This window comes from Fodinibius salicampi, from assembly GCF_039545095.1.
Classification (GTDB): domain Bacteria; phylum Bacteroidota; class Rhodothermia; order Balneolales; family Balneolaceae; genus Fodinibius; species Fodinibius salicampi.
In genome coordinates, this window is sequence record NZ_BAABRS010000001.1 from 448,825 (window position 1) to 467,404 (window position 18,580).

The window sequence follows — 18,580 nt, forward strand, 5'->3', positions numbered from 1 at the left end:
TGAAAATAACTTATTCTTCCGTAAATGTCATCCTTATTTAGCAGAGAAGTGTCTCAACGAATAAAACAATTACTGGATAGCCAATAATCGGTAAGTTTAAAACTATTTGGCCTCGTCTGCCTCGTTCGATTCAAATGGATTGTAAATGCCGTATTCTGAGGGATCATATTCGGCCAATGCAAAAAAATGTTTCCATGCTTCTTTGCTGTTGCCATTTTCGTCAACCCAGTTAGGGTGACTCTGTTTGATGAGACCAACGGCACGCTTGGCGTATTCAATGCGTTCCTCCTCATCTTTAATGCGTGGGAGGGAGGCGATCATGCGATCCAGATTTGAACCGCAATCAAAATCTTTAGGTTTCTTTTGTTCTATAAACATGCTTTAAGGATAAAATCTATTTTTTGTTTGCAAAGAAGATAAGACGCTTGGCCATCGAAATAAAGAGGAATTCGGTGGATTTCCACAAAATCCCTATATTATGGAATAATTTCCTAAATAAATTGAACATTAATTTAAGCTCAGAAATTGTCGGATGTACTATAACTCAATACTGGAAACAATCGGTAATACGCCCTTAATAAAGCTGAATAATCTAGCTGATGATCTTCAGGGGACGGTTCTTGTTAAAGTTGAATACTTTAATCCGGGCCATAGTGTAAAGGATCGTATCGGATTAAAAATGATTGAGGATGCAGAAAAAGAAGGATTGATCGAGCCTGGCGGGACCATTATTGAAGGTACTTCCGGCAATACCGGAATGGGATTAGCATTAGCTGCCGTAATCAAAGGATATGACTGCATTTTTACAACGACCGATAAGCAAAGTAAAGCAAAACTTGATATGCTGAGGGCCTTGGGAGCTGAAGTAAAAGTATGCCCTACAGATGTAGAGCCCGATGACCCCCGGAGTTACTATTCCGTAGCAAAAAGGCTAAGCGAAGAGATACCAAATTCCTATTATCCCAACCAGTACGATAATCCCAGCAATACCCAGGCTCATTATGAGACAACAGGTCCTGAAATATGGGAGCAAACAGAGGGAAATGTAACCCATTATGTTGCAGGTATGGGTACCGGAGGAACGATTTCTGGCACTTCAAAGTATCTGAAGGAGCAAAACGAAGATATCCAAACGATAGGGGTAGACAGTAAAGGATCGGTTTATAAAAAGTATTTTGAAACAGGCGAATTCGATAAAGATGAGATTCATCCCTATCTGACTGAGGGAATTGGAGAAGATATTATTCCCGAAAACATGGATTTTGATCTTATTGATGCAGTTATGCAGGTAAATGATGAAAATGCATTTATTACGACCCGCAAGCTGGCACAAGAAGAAGGCTTGTTTGTGGGGGGATCCTGCGGCGCAGCGGTCTATGGAGCCTTAGAATATGCCCGTTCCGGAGATTTTGGTGAAGATGATTTGATGGTGATTATATTACCCGACAGCGGAACCCGGTATGTATCTAAAATATTTAACGACAAGTGGATGCAAGAAAAAGGGTTTCTGGATTAAATTACCATATCCAAAATCTATGCGCTTTATTACCCACAGTATTTTGTTGATGGGGATTGGGCTCTTATTTGGGGTTTCAAATATTAATGTCCAAAATTTTGAGCGCAGTGTAGCTGTTCTTGAAATAAATAACGAGCAAACCGGCAACCCGGATCTAGCCAAGACATTATCTGTCAGGTATATGGCGGAGGTTGCCGGTGTTCCGTTTGAGATAACTCAAAATTTTGAACGAGCTATTGAGCACTCAGTGCTTATTGCCACGGAGGGATTTAATGAAACAAACCTTTCCAACGTAGAACGGGATATACTTAGAAATTATGTCGATAATGGAGGAGTGTTAATATCACCTAATTTTAAGGATTCCAATCTTTTTGATGTCTTTGGGATTCATAATGAAGAATATTCGCGAAGCCGAAAGTCGATCACTTTTGAGGTAGATGAGTTTGATCAGATTTATCAGCTATTTAATGAGCCACGGGAAGAACAAGTTCCTTTGGGAAGCCAATCTACTGAAAATGTGATTTTAAGCAGGGCCTATTTTCAGGACGGCGCTGAAATTTTGGCAACGTTTGATGATGGCAATCCTGCTATAACCCGCAATAGTTATGGAGAGGGCTATGCATATGCTATTGGTATTTCTTTTCGAGATGTTATTGTAAGGAATCAGCTGGGGCTGGATTTTTCGGCCAACAGGGATTACTCTAATGCTTTTGAGCCTGGAGCTGATGTCTATTCGCTTATGTTACGAGGTATATTTGCAGAACACATTCCCTTTTTGGTTTGGAAACATACTTCTCCCTCAAATACCAGTTCCTCTGTAATTCTCACGCATGATGTGGATAGCGAAAGCAGTATGAAGGTTATGAATCGATTCGCCGAATTTCAAAACGGTCGCGGGATAACTGCCACTTATTTTATCACTACGCATTATATTCATGATGCTCTTGACGGTGACTATTACACTGCATACAGAGATTCTATTGCAAAGCTTGACGAACAAGGGCAGAACATTGGAAGCCATGCTGTAGGTCATTTTCCAGATTTCGATAATCTCCCCGTTGGCAATCTGGGCGAAACTAAATCAAGCTATAATCCTACACACAGTAATGGAGAAACACAGGGCGCCACATTAGCCGGAGAGCTGGAGGTTTCGAAAAATCTTTTAAGTCAGGATGCATCTCAGGATCAGAAAATCCAATCATTTCGGGCACCTCACCTGTTGTTCCACGACAAGTTGATTAATATGCTTGATACCCTGGATTATAAATATAACTCAACCTTTTCGGCTAACAACATTATGACCTCTTTTCCCTATTACAGTTTGAAGGACCGGTCTTTTTCCGGGGAGGAGACGGGATTACTTGAAATACCGCTTACTATTTCTGATGTGATTGACGGGGAATTTGACGGGAATAATTATGAAGAGGTAGTGAGTTTATGGTTAGAAGTAACAAAAAAATATGATGCAAATTCCTCACCGACTGTTTTATTAATACATCCAAACAGGGATTATAAATTGAGGGCTTTAAAGAATTATTTGGATCGCTTACCTCCGGATATGGGTATTGAATCCATTGAGTCGTTTGGGCAATTCTGGAATCAAAGAAATAAAGTTCGTTTTGAAAGTTATTTAGAAAACAATACTCTCAATATTCACTTGTTAAACAAAGTTCCGGAATTTAATAGGATCTCATTCAAGATAGAAAATGGGATGGAGTTGGATGAAGTACACGTGTACGATACAGAAGGTAGTCAGTTATCGCTTCAATCTGAGCAATCAGATAATGGCTCTCTTCTGGTTTATACAATGCAAGAATCAGATGAGACCTCCGAATCCGATAGCTTACCAAAGCCGGTTGTTTTATACCCAAATTATCCCAATCCTTTTAGTGGCACAACCACAATACCTTATGACTTAAAAGAAGATTCGAATGTTACTTTGGAAATATATACCATACTGGGAGAGAAAATAGTGGTATTAGTTGATGAAGATCGGGAAAAAGGACCTCATTGGGTAGATTTTAATGCAGAAAATCTTTCAAGTGGCATATATTTATATAAGCTTAAGGTAAATTCATACGTAGGAACTGGAAAGCTAACTTTAATTAAATAGAAATTGATATGTCTGACAAAAGCAGTAACCTGAAAAAAGGTCAGATAGAAATAGAATTGCCCGACGAAGAGGCAAGTGGAACGTATTCCAACTTAGTTATGATATCACACTCTGCCTCTGAATTTATTTTGGACTTTATCTCCGTAATGCCCGGACGCCCGAAGGCAAAAGTGGTAAAGCGAATGGTCCTCACTCCGGATCATGCAAAACGTCTGGTCAATGCGTTATCTGAAAACATTAAGCGGTTCGAAAGCGAAAACGGGACGATATCAAATGATGATCAGATTGATGTACCCTTTAATTACCGGGGACCGACACCTGAAGCATAGCCTATTGAAGACATCATGCTAGATTTTTTAAAACAGCTTTTTAATAAGAAGGAGCGGGATTTAACCTTTGTATTATTTGATGACCGCGAGCCTGATCCTTCCTCCAGCTATCGTTTTAAACCGGTTAAGATATTCTATCTTATCGGTGGAATGTTATTAACAGTAGCCGTAGGGGTATTTCTGCTGCTAAAGTTTACCCCGATAGCTGGTTTGTTTTTTTCCCAGACTGAAAAGGAGTTACGAACACAGGCTATTGAAATTGCCCAACAAGTTCAGATGCTCCAGGATTCTTTGGAGGTACGTAACGAGCAGCTTCTCCAGTTAAAAGAGGTGATAGCAGAAGGACAGGATACGGTCTTTGCCGTGAACCAATCACGGAGCGAAGCAGAAATTCCAGAAAATGAAAAAAGTTCGGAACTTTCAAACTTTTCGCAAGTACACACTATGCAGGATACCTTATTGGCAAAGAACGAAGTTGTTCTTTCCGATATATTTGAGAATAAACCGGAATTTCCAGTTGGCTATCCGTTGGAAGGAACCATCACACGAGAATATGATCCTGGAAAAGGTCATTTCGGTATAGATATTGCTACCCGAGAGGGTAGTGCATTCGCAGCAATTGCAGACGGTGCTGTTATCAATCAAAGTTGGACTTTAAATTACGGATGGGTATTATACATACAACATAGTAATGATATAGTTACCGTCTACAAGCACGCTGCAAGTGTTTCTAAATCTATAGGTGATATTGTTTTAAAAGGTGATGTGCTTGGCACTGCCGGGAATGTCGGTATTATAAGTTCGGGTCCTCATTTACATATAGAAATCTGGAAAAATGGTGTTCCTCAGAATCCTAATTCTTATCTCATAAATTTGTAAACAGCTTTATGTTTAATAAAAAGAACGACAATCAAAATAATATGAGTTCTAATAACAACAAACCCAATAGTCCCTCAGTTAATATGATTAGTGAAGGCACAACATTAGAAGGTACGCTTAAAACTAAAAGTGACGTCCGTGTTGCCGGTACCGTAGACGGAGAGGTTAATGCGAAAGGAAAAGTCATTATCTCTTCAACGGGCAATATTAAAGGAAATATTGAAGCAGTTGATGCGGATATTGCCGGCCATGTGGATGGTAAAATAAAAGTTACCAATAAACTTGTTTTACGAGATTCGGCCGAGATTGAAGGTGATATCTATACTGAAACACTATTAGTAGAAGAGGGTGCCCAAATAAATGGTGAATTCCATATGACCCAAGAAGGCAGCAGTAGTGGTAGCAATAGTAAGAAATCTACGATAAATGGCCTGACGGGAACAAAGTCAAAAACGAATTCAAAAGATAAAAAAGAAGACAAGGATAAGGAGACTAAAACTCAAAAGAAGTAATTATCTCCCATATTGAGCAAACAAAATTTTCTTGCCGAGTATATTAGGTATGTCTCTTTGGGGATAGAGATAGCCGGGGCCCTTGCTATACCTATATTAATTGGATATTGGCTCGACAGTTATTTTGATTTGGCTCCCTGGCTTTTGCTGACTGGCTGTTTGGTGGGCATTTTAAATATTTTTGTGATGATTTTTAAGCTTAACAGGCATTTTAATCAGAAGTCTTAACGTGTAGCGTTGGCTGGAAAAACTTTTCGCAGGGTCTTTGTTCTATTCTTATGGGTGAGCCTGTTTATCTTAGTTTGTATTGCTCTGCTCTCATATTTCCTTTTTTATCCTGCCTTTTGGATGATAGTAGGAGCGAATGTACTTAGTTTCATTTTTGTCGGATCAAATTTCATTATTGTTAAGAACTTCAGGAGAAAGCCCCATAAAGTATTTTACCGACATTTCCTTATTGTTTTGTCCCTCCGCTTTATTATAGTGCTGGTAGGATTAATCCTTATTTTACAGACTATAAAATTTCATCAAATTTCCTTTACAGTTAGTTTTATAATTTCTTATATTCTCCATTCTGTAATTGAGATTTTTTCAATCAACAAAATACTGCAAACTGACAATTAAAAAGTAAATGCTACAGGCCTTTCGCCGCGTACTCGTTACCTTATTGATTTTCTTATTTGTTGCTTCTTCTGTAAAAGCCGCACAGGCAGATGAGGAGGATTCAGGTTCTGTTATTGATGTTATGGGAAAGGTGGTTGATCATCATTATTTTGCTTTGCCCGGATATGAGTTGCAGTTACCTCGTATTATGTTAGTGGACGGAGAGTGGCATTTTTATTCAAGTACCGGGGCGGCTCTTAATTCGGGAGATTTTGTTGAAGAAAATGGAGTACTGGTTCCATCCAATGGGAACGAAGTTACATTGGATATGTCAATCACTTCTCATTTAGTTTATGTATGGATTGGTATCGGACTGACTCTCTGGTTGACTATTGCTATGGCTCGTCGGTATAAAAGGGGACAGGGACGAAAGACAGAGCCAAAAGGCTGGTTTCAAAATCTATTTGAGGTTGTATTTGTATTTGTTCAGGATGATATAGCGAAGCAAAATATTTCCAATGATAAATATCGAAAATTTGTTCCTTATCTATTTGCCGTTTTTGTAGCCATCACTTTTATGAATCTTTTCGGGCTCTTACCGTGGGGAGTTACGGCAACGGCTGATATAACGGTTACGGCTATTTTGGCATTTATTACTTTTGTATTAACACAGTGGAATGGCTCGAAGGACCACTGGGAGCATGTCTTTTGGTTTCCCGGAGTTCATCCTCTGATGCGTATTATTTTAACTCCTATTGAGATTATCGGTCTTTTTACCAAGCCTTTCGCCCTGGCCGTACGTCTGTTTGCAAACATGCTTTCTGGTAAGATTATGATTATTTGTATTCTGGGGCTGATCTTCATCTTTGCTGATATCTTTGGTTCAATTGCAGGAATAGGAGTTAGTTTCTTGTCTGTACCACTGACAGCGGTATTGTATATACTGAAGGCATTTGTCGGGATTTTACAAGCTTATATTTTCACACTGCTTTCCGCCGTGTTTATTGGGATGGCAGCAGCAGAGCACGAGCACCATGAGGAAGGAATTGAGGCTCATGCTTAATATTTTTCACTCATACATACTTATTAATTCAAATAACAACTAAACATAACAGGTAAATACTATGGGTTTATTAGCAGCAGGAATCGGAGCAGGAATTGTAGCAGTTGGTGCAGGAATAGGTATCGGTATGATCGGCAAGGGTGCTACGGAAAGTATTGCTCGTCAACCTGAAGCATCCGGAGATATTCGTGGAGCCATGATTTTGACTGCAGCTCTTATTGAGGGTGTAGCTCTGATCGGTGCTATTGTTTGTATCCTTCTTGCACTCCAAGTATAAATGATAATAATTATTATATAATCATCGAATCATGATGCTATTATTGGCAGGTGGAGGTGGAATCCTCTCATTTAACGGGGGGTTCGCTATATGGGTACTTATAAGTATGATCATCTTTCTATGGATCATGGGTAAGTATGCCGTTCCTCTTATTATGGATGCTCTGCAGGAACGTGAAGAACGGATTAAAGATTCATTGGAATCTGCTGAGAAGGCACTTAACCGTGCCGAGCAAATTTCAAAGGATAATGAGAAAGCTCTTCGGGAAGCGGAAAAGAAGGCTCAGGAGATTCGTAAAGAGGCAATACAAGAAGCTGAGATGCTTCGTGCTGAACGAATTGAAAAGTCTAAGAAAGAGGCAGAAGAGATGATTGCCCAGGCTAAAAAAACCATTGAGCAAGAAAAGGAACGTGCGCTCATGGAACTTCGGGATGAAGTTGTTCACCTGGCCGTGCAGTCGGCATCTAAAATTATTGATGCAGAGCTTGACGAAAAGAAAAATAGCAAGCTCGTGGAGAGCTTTATCAAAGATATCTCTAAAAATTAAGGTATATGCATACAACCAAAGCAGCCACAAGATATGCAACGGCCCTCTTGGGGGTAGCCAACGAACGAAATGAACTGGAAGAAATACTTGAAGATATCCGGTTCATTCATAATACGTTAAATGATTCTAGTGAATTGGTTACTTTTTTGAAGAGTCCCGTTATTAAGTTTGATGACAAAACGGCTGTATTGGATAAGCTTTTTTTTGATGAGATCCGGGAGGCTACAAAGCTTTTTTTAAAGCTTTTATCGCGTAAAGATCGTATTAATCTGCTGGATCAGATTACCACTGCCTTTATAGCTCAATATAAAAAACAGGTCGGCATTATTACGGTTAATGTGTATGTGGCCGAAGAGCTGGCAGATGAACAACGGGAGTTGTTGCATCAGAAGCTAGAGGAAAAAACCCAGAAGAAAGTAGAGATGGATATCAGCCTGGATAAATCATTGAAAGGAGGAATGGCTATCCGAATCGATGACACAGTAATTGATGGTACGGTTAAACATCAATTGGAACAGCTGGAAGAATCACTGCTTTCATCTACTGTAGAATAGAAATCAAATACGTTTTAAATTACAATATAAGCAATGAGTCAAGTAAGACCAGACGAAGTATCAGCAATATTACGCAAGCAATTATCCGGTTTTGAAAGCGAAGCGGATGTCTATGATGTTGGAACTGTTCTCGAAGTAGGGGATGGTATTGCCCGCGTCTATGGCTTGTCCAAAGTACAGGCCGGAGAACTTGTCGATCTTCCTGATTCTAAAGATGAAGATGGAAATACCGTTCGAGGCATGGTTTTAAACCTCGAGGAAGACAATGTGGGAATTGTACTTTTTGGTCCTACTAGTGCTGTGGAAGAAGGCGCCACCGTGAAGCGGACCAAGGATATTGCTTCTATTAATGTGGGGGATGGTCTTTTAGGGCGCGTTATTGATCCACTGGGACGTCCCCTTGATGGAAAAGGACCTATCTCCGGAGATACTATTCGTGTCCCTCTTGAACGAAAAGCTCCGGGTGTTATTTACCGAGAACCGGTTAAGGAACCCTTGCAGACTGGAATTAAAGCTATTGACTCACTTATCCCAATTGGACGGGGCCAGCGTGAGCTGATTATTGGTGACCGCCAGACCGGAAAAACTTCGGTAGCTATTGACACCATTATAAATCAGAAACAAACACAGGATACGGAAAAACCGGTACATTGTATTTACGTAGCGGTTGGACAAAAAGGATCTACGGTTGCAGGAATTGCTAAAGCTCTTGAAGATCATGATGCCATAGACTATTCCACTATTGTTTCTGCACCCGCCAGTTCCACGGCTCCCATGCGATATATCGCTCCATTTGCAGGAGCAGCAATTGGGGAGTACTTCCGTGATACAGGCCGGCATGCACTAGTCATTTTCGATGATCTTTCGAAACAGGCCGTTGCTTACCGGGAGCTTTCACTACTGTTGAAACGACCGCCTGGACGGGAAGCTTATCCTGGTGACGTTTTTTATCTGCACAGCCGGCTTTTGGAGCGTGCTGCTAAAATAATTGATGATGATAAGATTGCCCGGCAAATGAATAATATTCCGGAGCAATTAAGGCCGAAAGTTAAAGGCGGTGGATCTCTGACTGCTTTGCCGATTATTGAAACACAGGCTGGCGATGTTTCTGCGTATATTCCGACTAACGTTATTTCTATTACAGACGGACAGATATTTCTTGATACGGATCTGTTTAACTCCGGTGTCCGTCCCGCTATTGATGTAGGGACCTCGGTATCTCGTGTAGGTGGTTCTGCTCAGGTTAAATCCATGAAAGACCTCTCGGGTACTATGAAGCTGGACTTGGCCCAATATCGTGAGCTTGAGGCATTTGCTAAGTTTGGATCTGATCTTGATCCTGCCACTCAGCGACAATTGAAGCGTGGAGAGCGAACGGTTGAACTGTTGAAACAGGATATTTACCAGCCTCTTGCGGTGCAAGAGCAAATTGCATTGCTTAAGATAAATAGTGAAGGATTGCTGGATGAATTGGAAATTGATCAGGTTCAGGAATTTGAGGCCGAATACCTCGAGACAGTGAATGTTAAATTTGATGAAAAAATGACTGAACTGGCAGAATCCGGTAAGCTTAGTGATGAGTTTGCTGACAAGTTATTGAATACTGCTCAAACAATAATTGATCAACTTACAGCTACTGAGAACTCTTAAACATGGCGAATCTTCGCGACATACGAAACCGGATAGAATCCGTTAAAAATACGCGGCAGATTACGAAGGCCATGAAAATGGTTGCTGCCGCTAAATTGCGAAAGGCTCAAGATAGAATCATTGAGACCCGCCCCTACGCTTCTAAAATGAAGCAGATTGTAGGTCGGTTGGTTCAAAATGCTTCTGAAGATCACGAGCTTCTCAGAGAGCCGGAAAGCCGTAATGAGGTTTTGTTTATTATTATCGGTTCCGATCGGGGCTTGTGTGGTGCTTTCAATAACAATCTGTTTAAGGTTATTGGAAAAAAAATTGAGGAAGAATATGCAGAACAGAGGTCGAACGATTCCCTTTCTCTTGTTTGTATCGGACGAAAAGCAATCAAGCATTTTGGCAAGCGTAAGTATAATATTATAGCTGAATATCCTAACTTCTTTGAAGATGTTCAATTTGCCCAGGCTTCAGAAATTATGAAGTGGGTCATTAAAGAATATACGTCTGGTAAGTATGATGAAGTAAAGCTGGCTTATAATGAATTTAAATCAGTTATTGCTCAAGAGCGTATAGTCGAATCTGTTTTACCTATTGACCCGACTTCACTGATTGATGAAGAAATCAGTGATCAGCCTGAAAGAGAATATATTTATGAGCCGGATGTAGATAGTATCCTGAAAGAATTATTACCTTCCCACTTGAATTTACAGTTATGGAAGGCTATTCTTGAATCAAATGCAGCTGAGCAGGGGGCGCGAATGACCGCAATGGATAACGCTACCGAGAATGCAAACGAGTTGCAGGAAGATCTTGAACTTGAGTATAACAGGGCGCGTCAGAGTGCTATTACAACTGAAATTTCAGAAATTATTTCAGGTGCACAGGCGCTGGAGAATGCATAGATAAATTTATTGTTAAGATACTGGAGGGATGGCAGAGTGGTCGAATGCGGCGGTCTTGAAAACCGTTGAGGCCTTATGGTCTCCGGGGGTTCGAATCCCTCTCCCTCCGCTCTGATAAGGTATAGCCTCTTCCATTAGGGAGAGGCTATTTTTTATTAAATAAAAAGAGATGGACAAACGTTTATCAATCGAACTTCTCATTGAATAGATACTTCACCGCTATGAAGAAAACTACCTTTGTTTTAGTATTACTTTTATTCTTCTGTTCGTATGGAACTTTTGCTCAGGATACCGTGCGGGTATCAATGCAGGAATTTATTGAGCGGGGAATTGAAAATGCCTCACAACTTGATTATGAACAGCAAAAAATACATTTAGCCGAGAACCAGATTGACCAGGTAAATGCCAAACGTTATTTGCCTTCATTTGAATTTAGTACCCAGCATGGAGTAGTGCCGGGTGTTGTTAGTCAACGCGATGATTTGAGTGAAGATGAATATTATTTGGATCCAAATCTTAAAAATGACTGGGAAGATTGGGCGGTATTTACCCGGGCCGAAGTAAGTGCGGCGCAACCTCTTTTTACTTGGGGAGCGCTAAGTAATGCTGTAAAAGCAGCCAAATCAGCTGCAGTAGCGGCAAAAGAGCAGTTTGAACAGCAAAAATCGGATTTGGAAGTTCGTTTAATAGAGCTTTACCAAAGCCATATCTTGACAAATGAAATTATGCGATTGCTAGAGGAAGCAACTAATACTATTAAGGATATCGAGAAACAGCTTGAAGAGAAACAGGAGGAGGGAGCTGAAGATTTTGATGAATCTGATTTTTTTAAGTTTAGAATTTTTAAATCGGAATTCGCCAGTCGGGCGGCTGAAGTTCGGGAAAGCGCACAAATGACACGTCGAATATGGAACTATGTGTTACAGGCAGGAGAAGATACACTTTTTATTCCGGAGGAGTCATTTTTGGATCCTGTTACCGGGGAATTAAGGGAATTTGATTACTACCGGATGAATGCCGTTAGTAATCGTTCAGAAATAAAAGCGATCGAAGCGGGGATGAATGCGGCTGAGTATGGTTTGGAAGCTGAAAAGAGTAGAAACTATCCCGCACTGGTTCTTGGTATGTCCGGAAGTTTTGCCAATACTCCCAATCGGCCCCGCCAGAGCAATCCCTTTATCATTAACAATGCCAACTACCTTTCAGCATCATTTGGCTTAATTATACGACAGAATCTGGATTTTTTAAGTATGAATGCTAATGTAGAGCGAAGGCAGCTACAATATCGCCAGACAAAATATTTAAGGGAGGCGGCCGTTGATGGTATTGAATTAGAACTTAATGAGGCTTATAAAAATGCCTCACTTTCAAAAACTAAAGTGGAGAACACCGATGAAGCTCTTCTAATTAGCAAGAAGTGGCTTCGTCAGGAACAACTGGACTATGATTTTGACATAGGCAATACCAAAGATCTGATTGATGCCATGAAGAAAGAACTTGAACTGAGAGTACAAAAAAGGCGTGATATCTATGATTTTAATACGGATATGCTTGAATTACATCGTAAGTCCGGTTTGCCGTTAACACCAATTTTTAATAATGAAGATTAATATGAAGTTTTTTAAAAATTATTTCCGCATATCACTCATTGTATTATTAGGTATACTTTTTGTGCAACCCGTAGATGGATGGGCGCAAAGAGATGTTTCAGACATCAAACAGCTTTTCGAAGAACGGGATCGGGAAATTAAGGCCTTATTGGGGCCTAAAGGAACCGAGTATACTGATGAGCAACGGGAGAAACTCAAAAATATAATCAACGGGAATATAGATTATGGAGAAATGGCTCAATTCGCTCTGGGAGATACTTATGATGAGTTGTCCGCTGATAAACAAAATGAATTCGTCGATCTATTTTCAACGATCATTCGTGATCAGTCATTAAATAAGCTGGATATTTATCGTGCAAAAGTAACCTACGAAGATATAACGGTAGAGGGAGATAGTGCTTTTGTAAGTACTATTGCGGAAATGGATAAGGTCCGTACGCCTGTAGGTTACGAACTGGAGTATGAAGAGAAAAACGGTACGCAGCAGTGGGTGGTAACAGATATGATTATTGACGATGTATCAACAGCTGGTTCTTATCAGCGACAGTTTCAGAGAATTATTCGCAAGAAAGGGTTTGATTCACTTATGGAGACGCTCCGTAAACGGGCAGCCCGATAGGACAGAGAGGTTTTAAAATTTGACAAGAATAGTTGTATATTTAGCCCAAATTATATAAAAACTGTCTATGCTAAGGTCTGTCCAAAAGAAAAATCTAGCTCCTGAGGGGTATATATATACAACTTACGGCCATCCAAAATATCTTAAGCACGCCGTTGCTTCGGTTATTTCGCTGAGACGCTATGATGATGAGCGACCCGTTGCCCTTGTTTGTGAAGAGAAGCATAAAAGGATACTCGAAGAGCGTAATTTAAGTGGCATCTTTGATCTAATTCATATTATGTCACCGGAACATGCTTCCATCGTGGGATTTAAGCATAATATCCATGAATATATGTTCTTCGAGCGGAATATGTATTTGGACAGTGATATTATTTGGTGTAAAAACCCGGATTCTTTATGGCAGTCCTTTAAGCCCCATCCTTTTACTATCACAGGAACCCAAGTTTCAGATAATTTCTTTGGGGGACCGAAAAATATTGGGATTATAGCAGATATTATTTTACGTCGTCGCCGCCGTACGCTCAATCATTTTGGCCTGACTTATTTGAGTCGCGTCCAAACGGGTATGATCTATGCACAGGATTTTACTCTTACCAAAAAAGTATGTGATTTTGCCCAGAAAATGCTCAATCGAAAAGATGAGACTCACTTTCGAAGCAGAACATTGGAACAGGGCCGCAGTGAAGAATCTTGCGAGTGGAGTATGGCTATGGCAATGTCGAAACTGAACTTGCCGGTTTATCCCTGGCTACAGGGACATACCAGTCCACAACTGGATTATATAGGGGATTTAACCTCACATGATGATGACTTTGAATATGTAGTATGCAAATACTATTGTGATAGCTTTGTATACAATTTACGGGGATTAAAGATTAAATGGCTGAGAAGATTTCTGATAAAATTATTTTCGCTTATTCCTGGAAAAGGTGACTATTTAGAGACCACCCCTTACTGCCTGCATTTTGGATGGTATCATCAAAAAAAGCCGTTTTTTGCTTTTGCCGATAGAATGTGGAATGCCCTTAAAAAAGAGAAATTCAGCAGCCTGATAGAGGGGAAGGATCGCTTGGTAAACTACGGTTAACCTATTGATCAATATGGACCAATGTTCTTATCAGATATATGGTATCATTCTATCATTTTTTTTAATTCTTTTCCTTGCTGATGTTTGTCAAGCTCAGCAAGAGAAGGTAGAATATGGACTTGAAACATCGGCTTATCTGGGCTTATCAGAAGCACTTCCTTTTTGGCTGTATGCTAATACAGATGGAAGGGTTGATGCTTCCTCTTCTAACTTTATAAATCGATTTTATAGCACTTATTCCGTTTCTAATAGTTCAGAAGAACTTCATTTTAGGAGTGGATTCAATATGAACGGGCGGATTTCTCAGCAGACTGCACTTTTCTTTACCCAGCTTTTTGGTGAACTGCGCTACAAGGGAGTGGCTTTAAAAGGGGGGCGATATTATGATCCTATTGGGCTAAATGATCGTGAGTTATCCATGGGTTCGATGATGGTTAGTCGGAATGCCACACCTGTACCAAAAATTCGTTTGGGTACGGCAGGTTTTGCCCATATACCCGGAACCCGGGAACGTCTGGAGCTAGATGTGATGATGAGTCACGGCTGGTTTACGGATGATCGTCATATTGACGGGCCCTACCTGCACCAAAAATATTTTTATCTTAAATATAATCATCCTCGGTTTGACCTGACCGCAGGTGCTATACATAACGTCATGTGGGGAGGCACTCACCCACGGTTTGGGGAACTTCCATCGTCTTTTTCAGATTTTCTAAGAGTAGTGAGTGGCAAAGCAGCAATAGGGAATAATGCACCCGCAAATGATACTGCCAATGTCATTGGGAATTCGGTAGGAGCTTACGATTTTAAAGCCGGTATTAATTTTACCCATTTTCGCCTTAAAGTCTATCGGTTGTTCTACCTCGAGGATAAGGTTGCCTTGCGGTTTCGAAGCCCGTGGGATGGTATATGGGGCGCAGGAATAGAATTTGATGACCAGGAAGGGATTGTTACTGAACTCCTATGGGAACATATGAATACCAAACGTCAAAACTCATGGATAGGAGATCCCCCGGGAAGGTCGGGATACTATCACAATGGTGTTTATCGGTCGGGTTGGTCTTACGAGGGTAGAGTTTTAGGAAATCCATTATTATTAATTGGACCTAATGAGCACTTTGAGGGGAGGGGAGAGATATCAAATAATATGATTGTGGCCCATCATATTGGGCTACAGGGAAAGCCATCAAACCGGTTAAGTTATAAAGCCTTTTTCACCTATTCGCGCAATTATGGTACAGTCATTATGCAAGGGGAAGAGCCACCCTATACGCCATTGGAAGAATTGCGGATAGATCAATATTCAGTTCTGTTGAGTGGGTCATATAAGTTAATTCCAGAGCATAGAATTAGTGCTATTGCTGCTGTTGCTGCAGACATTGGAGAACTCTACTCAGAAAATAGGTGGGGAATGCAGGTGGGACTAAAGTTGGATTTTGGAAACTGATCGTCATTTGACGATTCCGATTTGACTGATACGTCTCAGATCAAAATTGTATTGACCGATAAGGAAAATCAGCAATATTTTTTTCGATGTATTTTTGGTCCTTATCAGGCAATAGATCAAATTTCTTAGAGCTGGACAGTTGGGCTGAAGTATTCTTCTTTTTCCATTTTTCTTCCTCTTTAATAAGTGTAGAGGCGGTTTCATGGTATGACTGAATCATCACCGGATAATAGGGAAGTCCTGTCTTTTTACAGAAAGCCTTAAGTACTACTTCAGGCTCGCTTACCAATTGTTCATAGGATATAAATAGATGCTTTTGCGAACCTAAATATTGCTTCGAATATTTTGTGCTTCTATTCCACCAGTAGACACACTTTTCGATAGATCGCTCCCCGCCCCATTGCTCAGGATGCTTTTGGGTGGCAAAGTACATGCTTGAAACAACCTCTTTCCCTTTCCTGATGATATGGATAAACCTGCTATCTGGATCAGCTTTTGATATTAGAGAAATGTAGCGCAAGTGACGGGGGGTTTTTTCCAACCAAAAAGCCGAATTTTCTTCCGCAAGGTGATTCGCTAAGCGGTCAATATTTTCCAAAATAACATTAACCCATGCAGCGGATCTGAAAATTACGGATTTTGGTTGGAATACTTGTTCTCTGTTAAGTCCCAGATCTATCATGCTTCTAAGCAAAACAGAGCGGGAGGTCGATCCATAGATTTTTAAAAATCGTAAGACTGGATTTACCGGAATAGTGTGCGACAATAGGTGTGTTTCCGGAAAAGAAATGACCTTTGGATGAGAACTTAGCATACTTTGTAATAAAGTAGTTCCAGAACGGGGGCATCCAACCAGAAATAACCTTTGCATTATTATTATTTGAGTGTTTTAGCTAATCGTGATTAAGCATGAGCTATCAGGGTTATGATAACAAGTTTGCTTATCTGCTTTACAATAATTCCAGTTGTCTGGAGTCATTTATATAGTGCTGAAATGCTTTTTCTGCTTGTGGAGGAAGAGAAAACTTCGGATGACTGAAAAGGTCTCCTTTAATTTTTTTATACCAGAGATAAAGAATTGCGTCTTTTGGGTTGTTTCGGATACGTCTTAAAAAGTGATTCTTTCCCCAGGTGTTTGATCCGTGATAGCACCGAATGCATAAGTAAGAATATTTGTCGGGAAGTTGTAAATAGCGTTTTTCCATCCACTTTTCTAAATATACCGTGTCTTCAGCTCGTTTTGTATGGGGATATTTGATGTCAAAATTTGTCCGGTGCATAATGCTTCCCGGAACCCCGTTGGGTAGATGTCCAATATAGGGCTGGTTCTTATATGGCTCTACGTTCAGATGCATTAGTGTGCCGGAAAGACAGCAGGCGTCATACCCTTTAAGGAGTGTGTTAACCTGTTTTTCAATTCGTTCGGGATGGTACCAATCATCGTCATCCCACTGGGCTATGAACTGTCCTGTTGCTTCTTTCAATGAAAGATTCCTCAGCTTGCCCAAAGTATTGTCAGGTTTGGAAGGGAGTTTTACATAGTTTAGTTGTGAAGAGGGCAGAACTTGCAATACATCATGCAGATCTTCCTCTCCATCATCTACAATGATTAATTCCCTGTTGGGGTATGTCTGCTTCCGATAGCATTCAATAGAACGTTTAACCAATTCCTTCCGGTCAGCTGTAACCATTACGCAACTGACTTTCGGTAGAGATGAATCTATAGTTTTGTTATTGTTCTTTTGCAAAGTAATTGTAATCTATTTTTTTGGTAAATAATGACTGCTATAGAAAGATTTTCTTTAATCTATTCTTTATTCATTTGAATCTTTAAAATCGGATAATGTTTCCATGTTTTTTTGAGGTTCCGGAACGACGTCACTTTGTTTAGATAGATTTGACAATCCAAAAGCTGCAACATTACCTATCTTATTCAGCGCACTTTTTGCCAGCATAATACCGGCAATTGATTCTTCGGCAACGGCCAAATCACCTGCGATGCTAATACTAATACTTGCAAAAATAAGATCGCGATTCGGCAGAAAGGGTATGCGAGAAAGAATGATTTCGATTGCTAAGTACGTAAACCATATGTACAGTGGAATATCGGGAAGTACAATTATATACATGAGCAAGTTAACGGTTTGTACCAGTAACAACCGTACCATTTGAATACCAAAAATCTGATAAGCTGTCTTTATGGGCATTGAAATGACATAGTGCCGAAATTTGACGAAAATAAAAATGATGAGTACTAAAAAGAGTCCTCCCCCTATAAAATACATTTGGTTTTGATTAGCGATCCATTCCATAATTTTTATCTGGTCAGTAAAAAGAAAAATGGAAAGCAGGGCGATTGAAAGAAGGGTAGAGGCAACAGAGGAGATTATGTTATTGTCTTTAATGATTTTAAAAATCTCCGATCCCGATAAATCGAGAGTATTTTTTGCCCAGGCAAAGAAGTAAAATTCTCCAGAATAGCCTAAGACATCCTTATTATAAACTCGTTTTACCAAAAAGACTGGAATGGACCTAAGAGAATCAAATTTCCAGGTAAGTCGATAAATAAGCACTTCAAAGAGAGGGAGCTGGAAAAAGAGAAAAAGAAAAAGAATGTAAAATAACGGTTGGCTGGGAAAGGATTGCCAAACTTTAAGCCAGCCTATTTTGTTCAGCTCATAAATCAGCCATACTAATACACCGACATTAATAAGATGCTGACTCCATTTAAGAATCAACTTGCCGCGCTCTGTTTTGAAAAACTCAGTTATTTTACCTGTTAACGAACTAAAACTCATTTTTATCAAGTATGGCTATTGCTTAATTTAGGCGGCTAAATATACAGTATATTTTCGTGAGTATTTAATTCAATAAGTAT

At 40.0% G+C, this 18,580-nt stretch carries 20 protein-coding genes and 1 tRNA gene; 17 read left to right on the forward strand and 4 right to left on the reverse strand.

Features of this window, described 5'->3' with window-relative positions:
- Window positions 1–102 precede the first annotated feature (102 nt).
- Window positions 103–378, reverse strand: a complete 276-nt coding sequence (locus ABEB05_RS01820; RefSeq protein WP_265786999.1) for a DUF4290 domain-containing protein — start codon at window positions 376–378, stop codon at window positions 103–105.
- A 154-nt stretch (window positions 379–532) separates the two neighbouring features.
- On the opposite strand from ABEB05_RS01820, the gene ABEB05_RS01825 reads away from it, so the two are divergent.
- The 17 genes from ABEB05_RS01825 (at window position 533) to ABEB05_RS01900 (ending at window position 15,702) form a co-directional block, all read left to right on the forward strand.
- Entirely contained in the window at window positions 533–1,516 is a 984-nt protein-coding gene (locus ABEB05_RS01825; protein ID WP_265787002.1) for a PLP-dependent cysteine synthase family protein, read from the forward strand.
- A 19-nt stretch (window positions 1,517–1,535) separates the two neighbouring features.
- Window positions 1,536–3,629 carry a T9SS type A sorting domain-containing protein gene (locus ABEB05_RS01830; protein WP_265787004.1) on the forward strand — a complete coding sequence of 698 codons (2,094 nt, stop codon included), beginning with the start codon at window positions 1,536–1,538 and terminating at the stop codon, window positions 3,627–3,629.
- Between the two features lie 8 nt (window positions 3,630–3,637).
- A complete protein-coding gene (locus tag ABEB05_RS01835; protein WP_265787005.1) occupies window positions 3,638–3,958 on the forward strand; it encodes a DUF3467 domain-containing protein in 321 nt (106 codons plus the stop codon).
- Window positions 3,959–3,973: 15 nt separating this feature from the next.
- Window positions 3,974–4,837, forward strand: coding sequence for a murein hydrolase activator EnvC family protein (locus ABEB05_RS01840; RefSeq protein WP_265787006.1), 864 nt, complete (start codon window positions 3,974–3,976; stop codon window positions 4,835–4,837).
- Between the two features lie 8 nt (window positions 4,838–4,845).
- The gene (locus ABEB05_RS01845; protein WP_345694227.1) at window positions 4,846–5,349 is read left to right on the forward strand and encodes a bactofilin family protein; all 504 of its coding nucleotides are present in this window, start codon (window positions 4,846–4,848) and stop codon (window positions 5,347–5,349) included.
- Window positions 5,350–5,361: 12 nt separating this feature from the next.
- Window positions 5,362–5,577, forward strand: coding sequence for an AtpZ/AtpI family protein (locus tag ABEB05_RS17090; protein ID WP_350356643.1), 216 nt, complete (start codon window positions 5,362–5,364; stop codon window positions 5,575–5,577).
- A gap of 403 nt (window positions 5,578–5,980) precedes the next feature.
- A complete protein-coding gene (gene atpB / locus ABEB05_RS01850) occupies window positions 5,981–7,015 on the forward strand; it encodes a F0F1 ATP synthase subunit A (protein WP_265787009.1) in 1,035 nt (344 codons plus the stop codon).
- A gap of 61 nt (window positions 7,016–7,076) precedes the next feature.
- Window positions 7,077–7,292: an ATP synthase F0 subunit C gene (atpE, locus tag ABEB05_RS01855; RefSeq protein WP_265787011.1), complete on the forward strand. Its 216-nt coding sequence runs from the start codon at window positions 7,077–7,079 to the stop codon at window positions 7,290–7,292.
- A gap of 31 nt (window positions 7,293–7,323) precedes the next feature.
- A complete protein-coding gene (gene atpF / locus ABEB05_RS01860; protein WP_265787013.1) occupies window positions 7,324–7,839 on the forward strand; it encodes a F0F1 ATP synthase subunit B in 516 nt (171 codons plus the stop codon).
- Window positions 7,840–7,844: 5 nt separating this feature from the next.
- Window positions 7,845–8,393 (forward strand): ATP synthase F1 subunit delta, encoded by a 549-nt coding sequence (gene atpH / locus ABEB05_RS01865; protein ID WP_265787015.1) that lies wholly within the window; start codon window positions 7,845–7,847, stop codon window positions 8,391–8,393.
- A 33-nt stretch (window positions 8,394–8,426) separates the two neighbouring features.
- On the forward strand, window positions 8,427–10,043 hold the full coding sequence (gene atpA, locus ABEB05_RS01870) for a F0F1 ATP synthase subunit alpha (RefSeq protein WP_265787017.1): 1,617 nt from the start codon (window positions 8,427–8,429) through the stop codon (window positions 10,041–10,043).
- A 2-nt stretch (window positions 10,044–10,045) separates the two neighbouring features.
- Window positions 10,046–10,936, forward strand: coding sequence for an ATP synthase F1 subunit gamma (gene atpG / locus ABEB05_RS01875; RefSeq protein WP_265787019.1), 891 nt, complete (start codon window positions 10,046–10,048; stop codon window positions 10,934–10,936).
- A 22-nt stretch (window positions 10,937–10,958) separates the two neighbouring features.
- Window positions 10,959–11,045, forward strand: a tRNA-Ser gene (locus tag ABEB05_RS01880).
- A 112-nt stretch (window positions 11,046–11,157) separates the two neighbouring features.
- Window positions 11,158–12,546, forward strand: coding sequence for a TolC family protein (locus tag ABEB05_RS01885; RefSeq protein ID WP_265787021.1), 1,389 nt, complete (start codon window positions 11,158–11,160; stop codon window positions 12,544–12,546).
- A gap of 1 nt (window position 12,547) precedes the next feature.
- Window positions 12,548–13,165 (forward strand): MlaC/ttg2D family ABC transporter substrate-binding protein, encoded by a 618-nt coding sequence (locus tag ABEB05_RS01890; protein ID WP_265787023.1) that lies wholly within the window; start codon window positions 12,548–12,550, stop codon window positions 13,163–13,165.
- A gap of 67 nt (window positions 13,166–13,232) precedes the next feature.
- The gene (locus ABEB05_RS01895) at window positions 13,233–14,255 is read left to right on the forward strand and encodes a hypothetical protein (RefSeq protein ID WP_265787025.1); all 1,023 of its coding nucleotides are present in this window, start codon (window positions 13,233–13,235) and stop codon (window positions 14,253–14,255) included.
- 13 nt (window positions 14,256–14,268) lie between these two features.
- Window positions 14,269–15,702 carry a capsule assembly Wzi family protein gene (locus ABEB05_RS01900; RefSeq protein WP_265787027.1) on the forward strand — a complete coding sequence of 478 codons (1,434 nt, stop codon included), beginning with the start codon at window positions 14,269–14,271 and terminating at the stop codon, window positions 15,700–15,702.
- A 40-nt stretch (window positions 15,703–15,742) separates the two neighbouring features.
- On the opposite strand, the gene ABEB05_RS01905 is transcribed toward ABEB05_RS01900, so the two are convergent.
- The 3 genes from ABEB05_RS01905 to ABEB05_RS01915 all read right to left on the reverse strand — a co-directional run bounded on the left by ABEB05_RS01905 (window position 15,743) and on the right by ABEB05_RS01915 (window position 18,500).
- The gene (locus ABEB05_RS01905; RefSeq protein ID WP_265787029.1) at window positions 15,743–16,573 is read right to left on the reverse strand and encodes a sulfotransferase family protein; all 831 of its coding nucleotides are present in this window, start codon (window positions 16,571–16,573) and stop codon (window positions 15,743–15,745) included.
- A 79-nt stretch (window positions 16,574–16,652) separates the two neighbouring features.
- The gene (locus ABEB05_RS01910; RefSeq protein WP_265787031.1) at window positions 16,653–17,393 is read right to left on the reverse strand and encodes a glycosyltransferase family A protein; all 741 of its coding nucleotides are present in this window, start codon (window positions 17,391–17,393) and stop codon (window positions 16,653–16,655) included.
- A 123-nt stretch (window positions 17,394–17,516) separates the two neighbouring features.
- Complete coding sequence (locus ABEB05_RS01915; RefSeq protein ID WP_265787033.1) at window positions 17,517–18,500, reverse strand: hypothetical protein; 984 nt, start codon at window positions 18,498–18,500, stop codon at window positions 17,517–17,519.
- Window positions 18,501–18,580 lie beyond the last annotated feature (80 nt).

Excerpts from the sequence above, each read along its gene's own strand:
- ABEB05_RS01820 (WP_265786999.1), bottom strand. The coding sequence starts at position 378 with ATGTTTATAGAACAAAAGAAACCTAAAGATTTTGATTGCGGTTCAAAT.
- ABEB05_RS01825 (WP_265787002.1), top strand. The coding sequence starts at position 533 with ATGTACTATAACTCAATACTGGAAACAATCGGTAATACGCCCTTAATA.
- ABEB05_RS01830 (WP_265787004.1), top strand. The coding sequence starts at position 1,536 with ATGCGCTTTATTACCCACAGTATTTTGTTGATGGGGATTGGGCTCTTA.
- ABEB05_RS01835 (WP_265787005.1), top strand. The coding sequence starts at position 3,638 with ATGTCTGACAAAAGCAGTAACCTGAAAAAAGGTCAGATAGAAATAGAA.
- ABEB05_RS01840 (WP_265787006.1), top strand. The coding sequence starts at position 3,974 with ATGCTAGATTTTTTAAAACAGCTTTTTAATAAGAAGGAGCGGGATTTA.
- ABEB05_RS01845 (WP_345694227.1), top strand. The coding sequence starts at position 4,846 with ATGTTTAATAAAAAGAACGACAATCAAAATAATATGAGTTCTAATAAC.
- atpB (WP_265787009.1), top strand. The coding sequence starts at position 5,981 with ATGCTACAGGCCTTTCGCCGCGTACTCGTTACCTTATTGATTTTCTTA.
- atpE (WP_265787011.1), top strand. The coding sequence starts at position 7,077 with ATGGGTTTATTAGCAGCAGGAATCGGAGCAGGAATTGTAGCAGTTGGT.
- atpF (WP_265787013.1), top strand. The coding sequence starts at position 7,324 with ATGATGCTATTATTGGCAGGTGGAGGTGGAATCCTCTCATTTAACGGG.
- atpH (WP_265787015.1), top strand. The coding sequence starts at position 7,845 with ATGCATACAACCAAAGCAGCCACAAGATATGCAACGGCCCTCTTGGGG.
- atpA (WP_265787017.1), top strand. The coding sequence starts at position 8,427 with ATGAGTCAAGTAAGACCAGACGAAGTATCAGCAATATTACGCAAGCAA.
- atpG (WP_265787019.1), top strand. The coding sequence starts at position 10,046 with ATGGCGAATCTTCGCGACATACGAAACCGGATAGAATCCGTTAAAAAT.
- ABEB05_RS01885 (WP_265787021.1), top strand. The coding sequence starts at position 11,158 with ATGAAGAAAACTACCTTTGTTTTAGTATTACTTTTATTCTTCTGTTCG.
- ABEB05_RS01890 (WP_265787023.1), top strand. The coding sequence starts at position 12,548 with ATGAAGTTTTTTAAAAATTATTTCCGCATATCACTCATTGTATTATTA.
- ABEB05_RS01895 (WP_265787025.1), top strand. The coding sequence starts at position 13,233 with ATGCTAAGGTCTGTCCAAAAGAAAAATCTAGCTCCTGAGGGGTATATA.
- ABEB05_RS01900 (WP_265787027.1), top strand. The coding sequence starts at position 14,269 with ATGGACCAATGTTCTTATCAGATATATGGTATCATTCTATCATTTTTT.
- ABEB05_RS01905 (WP_265787029.1), bottom strand. The coding sequence starts at position 16,573 with ATGCAAAGGTTATTTCTGGTTGGATGCCCCCGTTCTGGAACTACTTTA.
- ABEB05_RS01910 (WP_265787031.1), bottom strand. The coding sequence starts at position 17,393 with ATGGTTACAGCTGACCGGAAGGAATTGGTTAAACGTTCTATTGAATGC.
- ABEB05_RS01915 (WP_265787033.1), bottom strand. The coding sequence starts at position 18,500 with ATGAGTTTTAGTTCGTTAACAGGTAAAATAACTGAGTTTTTCAAAACA.